Source organism: Erythrobacter sp. (assembly GCF_023653175.1).
Classification (GTDB): domain Bacteria; phylum Pseudomonadota; class Alphaproteobacteria; order Sphingomonadales; family Sphingomonadaceae; genus Erythrobacter.
In genome coordinates this window covers 1-6,864 of record NZ_JAMNXL010000190.1, presented here as the reverse complement: position 1 = coordinate 6,864, position 6,864 = coordinate 1, and the positions used below count along the sequence as shown (strand labels likewise).

Annotated in this window: 10 protein-coding genes and 1 pseudogene; 2 read left to right on the top strand and 9 right to left on the bottom strand. The window is 70.1% G+C overall.

The features are described 5' to 3' along the window. The 8 genes from NBV68_RS16390 to flgB all read right to left on the bottom strand — a co-directional run. Window positions 1-1,001, bottom strand: a 1,001-nt coding sequence (locus NBV68_RS16390; protein WP_296311817.1) for a flagellar basal body P-ring protein FlgI, incomplete at its 3' end; no start/stop codon positions are given. Between the two features lie 9 nt (window positions 1,002-1,010). Then, window positions 1,011-1,685: a flagellar basal body L-ring protein FlgH gene (locus tag NBV68_RS16385; RefSeq protein ID WP_296311815.1), complete on the bottom strand. Its 675-nt coding sequence runs from the start codon at window positions 1,683-1,685 to the stop codon at window positions 1,011-1,013. Between the two features lie 20 nt (window positions 1,686-1,705). Further along, complete coding sequence (flgG, locus tag NBV68_RS16380) at window positions 1,706-2,497, bottom strand: flagellar basal-body rod protein FlgG (protein WP_296311812.1); 792 nt, start codon at window positions 2,495-2,497, stop codon at window positions 1,706-1,708. Between the two features lie 23 nt (window positions 2,498-2,520). After that, complete coding sequence (gene flgF, locus NBV68_RS16375) at window positions 2,521-3,279, bottom strand: flagellar basal body rod protein FlgF (protein WP_296311809.1); 759 nt, start codon at window positions 3,277-3,279, stop codon at window positions 2,521-2,523. Beyond that, window positions 3,279-4,091 carry a flagellar hook basal-body protein gene (locus NBV68_RS16370; protein WP_296311807.1) on the bottom strand — a complete coding sequence of 271 codons (813 nt, stop codon included), beginning with the start codon at window positions 4,089-4,091 and terminating at the stop codon, window positions 3,279-3,281. Before NBV68_RS16370 ends, flgF begins: the two co-directional genes overlap by 1 nt. Window positions 4,092-4,122: 31 nt before the next feature. Continuing rightward, window positions 4,123-4,455 (bottom strand): flagellar hook capping FlgD N-terminal domain-containing protein, encoded by a 333-nt coding sequence (locus tag NBV68_RS16365; protein ID WP_296311804.1) that lies wholly within the window; start codon window positions 4,453-4,455, stop codon window positions 4,123-4,125. After that, a complete protein-coding gene (gene flgC, locus NBV68_RS16360) occupies window positions 4,455-4,865 on the bottom strand; it encodes a flagellar basal body rod protein FlgC (RefSeq protein ID WP_296311802.1) in 411 nt (136 codons plus the stop codon). The genes NBV68_RS16365 and flgC overlap by 1 nt, the downstream gene beginning before the upstream one ends. 5 nt (window positions 4,866-4,870) lie before the next feature. Next, window positions 4,871-5,224, bottom strand: coding sequence for a flagellar basal body rod protein FlgB (flgB, locus tag NBV68_RS16355; protein WP_296311799.1), 354 nt, complete (start codon window positions 5,222-5,224; stop codon window positions 4,871-4,873). Window positions 5,225-5,471: 247 nt separating this feature from the next. Here flgB and NBV68_RS16350 point away from each other — a divergent pair, with 247 nt between their 5' ends. Together NBV68_RS16350 and NBV68_RS16345 are read left to right on the top strand one after the other, a co-directional pair. After that, entirely contained in the window at window positions 5,472-6,155 is a 684-nt protein-coding gene (locus NBV68_RS16350; protein ID WP_296311796.1) for a MotA/TolQ/ExbB proton channel family protein, read from the top strand. Next, window positions 6,152-6,637 carry a hypothetical protein gene (locus NBV68_RS16345; RefSeq protein ID WP_296311793.1) on the top strand — a complete coding sequence of 162 codons (486 nt, stop codon included), beginning with the start codon at window positions 6,152-6,154 and terminating at the stop codon, window positions 6,635-6,637. Before NBV68_RS16350 ends, NBV68_RS16345 begins: the two co-directional genes overlap by 4 nt. A 7-nt stretch (window positions 6,638-6,644) precedes the next feature. On the opposite strand, the pseudogene NBV68_RS16340 reads toward NBV68_RS16345, so the two are convergent. Further along, window positions 6,645-6,864: pseudogene (locus NBV68_RS16340) on the bottom strand (GGDEF domain-containing protein); the annotation flags it as partial.

Genomic DNA, 6,864 nt, shown 5'->3' with positions numbered 1-6,864 from the left:
GAGGCAGCGGCGGGCATGTAGGCGACGCGGCCCGATTGTTCCTCGATCGAGATGTCGGAGGACTGCTCGACCGCGGTCTGCCCCTGGCTGAAGGGCGCGGGCTGGACCACCGTCGGGTTCTCGTCGATGCGGATCACCAGCTTGCCGTGGCTCACCGCAGCGGGCGCGAGGCGCACCGCATCATTGATGACGACCGTTCCCGTGCGGCTGTTGACGATCACTTTCGCCGCGACCGGCGCGGGCGTGACGGCGAGCATCTCGATCTCGGCCATCATTCCCGAGCGCGCGTCATTGCCCTGCGGCAGCGCGAGCGCGATCGACACCCCGTCGGCTATGGTGGCGATGCCCGGCCAGCGCGCATTGATCGCATCGCGCACGCGGCTCGCCGTGAGGAAATCGGCCTTGTGGAGGTTGAACCTGAGGGCGGGGGCGGTCTCGAAGCCCGTCGCGACCGCGCGCTCCACCGACGCCCCGTCGGCGATCCGGCCGACGGTGGCGACATTGACGCTCACCTGCGAGCCGTCCCGCCCGCTCACGCCAAGCCCGCCGACCGCGACATTGCCCTGCGCCATCGCGTAGATCTGCCCGTCCGCGCCATAGAGCGGGGTCAGCACCAGCGCCCCGCCCCTGAGGCTCGAGGCCTGCCCCAAGGTCGACACGGTGATGTCGATGCGCTGCCCCGGCTTGGCGAAGGCGGGTAGTTCCGCAGTCACGATCACCGCGGCGGCATTGCGCAAAGTCGGGCTCACCCCAGGCGGGAGCGGCAGGCCGAGCCGGCCGGAGACCCCTCGCATCGCCTCGGTGGTATAGGCCAGGTTGTTGTCGCCCGTGCCTGCAAGGCCGACGACGATGCCATAGCCGGTCAACTGGTTGGCGCGCAGCCCTTCGAACTGGCCGAGGTCGCGGATGCGTTCGGCCTGTGCAGGCAGCGGGATCTGGCCTGCGATCAGCGCGATCAGCAGGTAGAGGATCGGGGCAAGGATGCGGGTTCGGCTCATCATGCGGCCCTCTCAGAACGGCGAGATCGCGTTGAAGAAGCGGCTCAGCCAGCCGGGGCGGCTCGCCTGCTGCACGGCACCTTTCCCCGAATAGATGATCCGCGCATTGGCGACCTGCGAGGAGGCGAGGCGGTTGTCGCCGTCGATATCGACCAGCCTGATGCGGCCGGCGAATTGCACCCACTCGTCTCCCTGGCTGAACATCATCTGCTTTTCTCCGACCACCTCGGCGGTTCCGTTGGGGTAGATCGCGGCGATGGTCACTGCGACCGCACCGTTGAGGCGGCTCTGCTGCGCGGCATTGCCCCCGCCGGTGAACGACGCTTCGGCCGCAGCTTTAAGGGCCTCGGGGTCGAGGAAATCGAGCGGGCCCTTGGTGGGCGGGGTGATCCCGAGGCTGCCTTCGCGCGCCGTCTTGCCGGTGGTGCTCTTGGAGGTGGCGGTGGCCTCGGTGAGGATGATCGTCACCATGTCGCCCAGCGCCCGCGCGCGGGTGCCGGTGACGAGGCCCGAGTAGCCGTTGGCGCTCTGGAAGATCGCTCCGGCGCTGGCGGGCTGCGGGGCCACGCTGATTGCCGTCCCCGGCGGTGGGGGCGCGGTGAAGCCCGGCTGCGGCCCCTTGCCCCCGAGCCCGCCACAGGCACCAAGCAGCAACGCGGCGGCAACCACCATGCAACGACCTGTCATCGACCCGCTCACGCAATACCTCACAGCGTCTGGTTGGCGTTTTGCAGCATCTCGTCGACTGCGCTCACCATCTTGGAATTGATCTCGTAGGCGCGCTGCGTCTCGATCATCTCGACCAACTCCTCGACGACATTGACGTTCGAGGCTTCGAGCATCCCCTGCCGGATCTGCCCGCGCCCGTTCTCGCCCGCAAAGCCGACTTCGGCCGGGCCGCTCGCGGCTGTCTCGACGAGGAAGTTGTCGCCGATGTTCCTGAGGCCCGCCGGGTTGAGGAAGCTTGCGACCGAAAGCTGGCCGATCAGCGTCGCCTCGGCATTGCCGGGGGTGATGGCGCTCACCGTGCCGTCGGGAGCGATGGTCACCGATTGCGCGCCGGCCGGGATCTGGATCGGCGGCTGGAGCGCGTAGCCCTGCGCGGTGATCAGCGTGCCGTCGTTCGAGAGGGTGAAATTGCCCGCACGGGTGAAGCCCGGCTGGCCGCCGCCCGGCAGCTCGACCTGGAAGAACCCGTCGCCGTCCAGCGCAATGTCGAGATTGTTGCCGGTGGGGTTGAGCGTTCCCTGCGTCCCGATCCGAGTGGTGCCCTGGATCTGCACCCCCGTGCCGAGGTTGAGCCCGACCGCAAAGGCGGTCTGCCCGGTCGAGGGCTGGCCCGCAGCGCGCTGCTCCTGATAGGCGAGCGTCGCGAAGTCGACGCGGTCGCGCTTGAAGCCGGTGGTGCCGATATTGGCGAGGTTGTTGGCGATGACGCGCATCCGCGCATCCTGTGCCTCGAGGCCGGTGCGCGCGACGTGAAGGGCGGAAGTGGGCATGGGTCAGGTCTCCGTTGTGATTTTCAGCGCAGCGCCATCAGGGTGCTGCCGCTCTCGTCGAGCTCGCCCGCGGTGGCGATGATGCGCGCGCGCTGCTCGAAGGCGCGCTGCGCCTCGATCATCTGCACCAGTGTGTCGGCGGTCTCGACATTGGACATCTCGAGCGCCCCGGGGGTGAGGCGCGCGGTGAGATCGGGGGGCAACACGCCGGTGCCGCCGGCGTTGGTGGGCACCTTGAGAAAGCCGTCGATCCCCTTGGCGAGCGGGCTGCCCTCGGGATTGACCAGCCGGATGCGGCCGATCGGTTCGGGCGGCGCATTGCCGGCCGCCGGATCGCTCGCGAGCACGGTGCCATCGGCCGCGATGTTCAGGATAAAGCCCGGCGGCACGGTGATCGGCGTGCCGGTCTCGCCCAGCACCGCCAGCCCCTCGCCGTTTTCCAGCACGCCGGTCGCGCCGACACGCAGGTCGCCGCGCCGGGAGTAGACCACGCCCTGGCGGTCGGGGGACTGGAAGGCGATCAGCGCCGACCCCTCCAGCGCCACGTCGAGCGCATTGCCGGTCGGCACCACGCGTCCGGCGCGCATGGCCGCGCCGCGCACATTGCCGCGCGCGGGCGCCCGCGCCTCCAGCGAACCATCGCGCAGCGTCGCCGGGGTGACCGCGAAGATCTCCTGACGAAAGCCCGGCGTGCTGGCGTTGGCGAGGTTGTTCGCCGTCACCCGCTGCCGGTCCATCGCCGCGTTCATCGCGGTCATGGCGGTGTAGATCAGCCGGTCCATTACGAGCGCAGGTTCAGCACGGTCTGCGAGATCTGGGTCGCGGTATCGATAGCGCGGGCATTGGCCTGGAAATTGCGCTGCGCGGTGAGCAGCGCAATCATCTCCTCGGCCAGTTCCACGTTCGAGCGTTCGAGCGCACCGCTGATCATCTCGCCATAGGTGCCGATGCCGGGATTGCCGAACACCGCCGCGCCGGATTCGCCGGTCGCCTGCCACTTGGTCTGGCCGATCGAGCGCAGGCCATTGGGCGCGGCGAAGGTGGCAAGCGCAACCTGTCCGACCGGCTCGGTGCTGCCGTCGGCATAGGCGGCGATGATGATCCCGCGGTTGTTGATCGTGACATTGGCGAGCGAAACGCCGCCGGCATTGGTGACCGGCACGGCGACATCGGCGGCGGTGGTCGAGGTCGGGTTGCCCGCGGCATCGACCGGATAGGCCTGCAGGCGGTTGCCCCAGGAATCCTCGAGCTCGCCCGCTGCGGTCAGACGCAGATTGCCGTTACGCGAGTAGCTGACCTCGCCCGAAAAGGGATTGGCGAGCGCAAAGAACCCGTCGCCGTCGATCGCGAGGTCGAGCGCGCGGCCGGTCTGTTCGAGCGGGCCGAGCACGACGTCCTGCGTGAGCCCGGCGATGGTCGCGCCGATGCCCGGGCTGCGGCGCGGATCGGTGGCGGAGCCGGTCGCGACCAGATCGGCGAACTGCACCGAGCTCTTCTTGAAGCCCACCGTTTCGGCGTTGGCGATGTTGTGGGCGATGACTTTCAGGTCGGTCTCGGCGTTCTTGAGGCCGGACAGCGAAGTGAAGAACGACATGGGGCTTTGATCCTCTGCTTGGGGAAAGGGGTCAGGAGGCGGGGGTGACGGGCGTGGCCGGGCGCGCGGCAGCGGCCTCTTGCGCGGCGATCAGGCGGTCGAGCTTGGCGGCGATATCCTCAAGCGTCGCGCCGCTCTCGGTGGTCGCGGCCAGCGCGGAGAACTGCGCCATCTGGGCGAGCATGTCCTGATTGTCGGTCGGCTCGAGCGGGTCCTGAAAGGTCAGCTGGGTGGTCAGCAGCCGGATGAAGTCCCCGCCATCGAGCGAGGCGAGGCCGCCGCCCCTGAGGGTCGAAGGCGTGTTGAGCCGGTCGAGCGTCGCCTGCGCGGCGGGGGTGAGAGACGTGGTATTGGTGGGGGTCATCACTGGCTCCTCAGGGTTTCGAGCATCAGCTGCTTGGCGGTCTGGAGCGCCTGCACCAGGTTCTGGTACTGGCGGGAGGCGTCCATGATCTCGACCATCTCGGCGGTCTCATCGACGGGGGCTTCGAACACGTCGCCATTGGCATCGGCGAGCGGGTTCGAGGGATCGTGGCGCTTGGTTGGCGCGGTGTCGGCGCGCACAAGGCCGCTGGTGGTGACCCCGGCGAGACCCGAGGCACGGTCGAGCTCCACGGCGAATACCGCGCGGATCGGGCGATAGGCGCCTTCCTCGGTCGAGGAGACCGACCCAGCATTGGCGAGGTTCGAGGTCGCCGCGTTCATCCGCACCATCTGCGCGCTCATCGCGCGGGTGGTGAGGCTGAACAGGGTCATGGGGGAGCGCTCGGGCATCGGCCTTACTCGCCCTTCAGCGCGCGGGTGATGGTGTTCACCCGGCCCTGCACAAAGCTGAGCGTGGCCGAATAGGCCACGGCGTTTTCGGCAAAGGCGACCTGTTCGCGGTTCAGCTCGACCGTGTTGCCGTCCATCGAGGGCATGGTCGGGTTGCGGTAGAGCAGGCGGGTCTCGCCGCCGAGACCGGCCACGCCGCGGCCATTGGCCAACCGGGCATCGAGCGCGGGGTTGAAGTCAATGTCGCGCGCCTTGAAGCCGGGGGTGGCGGCATTGGCGATGTTCGACGCGATCACCCCCATGCGTTCGGAGCGCAGGGTCAGCGCGGCGCCGTGGATACCGAAAAGTCGCTCGCTCACGATTCAGAAGCCTCCTTGCTGCGGGCGGGTGCGTCCCGCGGGGTCGCCACCGGATGAGCAGGAAGCGTGCCAAATCCGGCGCAAGGCGGCGCATGAGGCCCTTGGCTGCGCGACCGGCGGCAGGCTTTTGCCGGTCGCCGCCCGCGCGGTGCGCGCCTGCGGGCAAACCCCTGCCGCTGCCTCCCGGCGCTTAATCGGCCGGGCCCGCTGCCGTTCTTCGGTCTGTTGCCACGAGGAGGGATCCGCCATGCCGCCCACTATGTCGTCGCTGTTCGATCCCGCCGCGCTGGCGGTCGTGGTCATGGGGACGGTGATCGCGACGCTGGCGCGCTGCGGCTTGGCCGATTTCCGCGAGGCGCTGGGCGCGGCGACAAGGCTGGTGCGCGGCGGCTTTGCGGGCGAGCCCAACCGCAAGGCGCTGGCCCAGGCGGCGGGCGCGATCCAGCGCGACGGGCCGCGCCGCGCCGATCCGCCGCTGCCGCCCGACCCGGCGCTGGCCGCGCTGGTCGCCTCTTTTCTGCGCCACGGCGCGCTCGAGACGCTCGCAGGCCTGCGCCGCGCCGACCGCGCGATCGAGGACGCGCGCCGCTATGCTGCGGTGCAGGTGTACACCTGCGCGGGCGAGCTGGCCCCGGTGTTCGGGCTGATCGGCACGCTCTACGGCCTCACCCAGCTCGCCCCCGTGGGCGCGGCGGGTGTGAGCGCGACCGCGACGATCATGGCCGCGGTCTCGACCGCGGTGCTGACCTCGCTCTACGGCGCGCTGATCGCGCATCTCGTGTGCTTCCCGCTGGCGAGCGCGATCGAGCGCCGAGGGCTGGCCGATGAGGCCGCGCGCGAGGCGCTGGCCGACTGGTTCGTCGCCCAGGCCGGCGGCGCGCAGGCCGCTGCGCGCGAGCACCGCGCCCATCATCTGCGGGGTGTCGCATGAACCGCACTGCCGCGCCCCTGCGGGCGAGGTCGCGAGCAGGTTCGGGGCGGGTTGGGCACGGTTGGCAGCTGATCCTCGCCGACCTTGCGCTGATCCTGTTCCTGCTCACGCTCTCCGCCCTGCCCACCGCCGAGGCCGAGGCCGGCCGCCATCTCGCCGCGCGCGCGGTGCAGGAAAAGACCACGCGCGAATCGCTCCGGCCCAAGGGCGAGATCGCCGCCGCCCACGCCCTGTTCCGCCCCGTGGCGGGCGGGCCGAGCCTCGGCGAATGGCTGGAGACGCAGACCCCCGATCCGCGGGCGACGCTGACCATTTTCGCGGTGCACCCGCCCGGCGAGGAAGCCGCCGCCTGGGCCCGCGCCGGGGCGCTCGCCGCCGAAGCGCGGGCGCGCGGCGCGCGGGTGCGCACGATCATCACTGCAGGGAAGGAAGCGGAGATCTACGCCAGCCTAGCCTATGACGCCGAGGTGACGGGGCCGTAACGGGGTCCTAGCCCAGTTCGATCCGGTTGCGGCCCAGCTGCTTGGCGCGATAGAGCGCCGCATCAGCGCGGGCGAGCGCGCCGCGGGTGTCGGCGTCCTCGATGACCTCGGCGACCCCGCCCGAGAAGGTGATCTTCCCGAAAGGCTGGCCAGTGTCGCGGTTCATCAGCACCCGCGCGGCAAGCGCGCGGCGGATCGCGTCGAGCCGTGCGCGGGCGGCGTCCTTG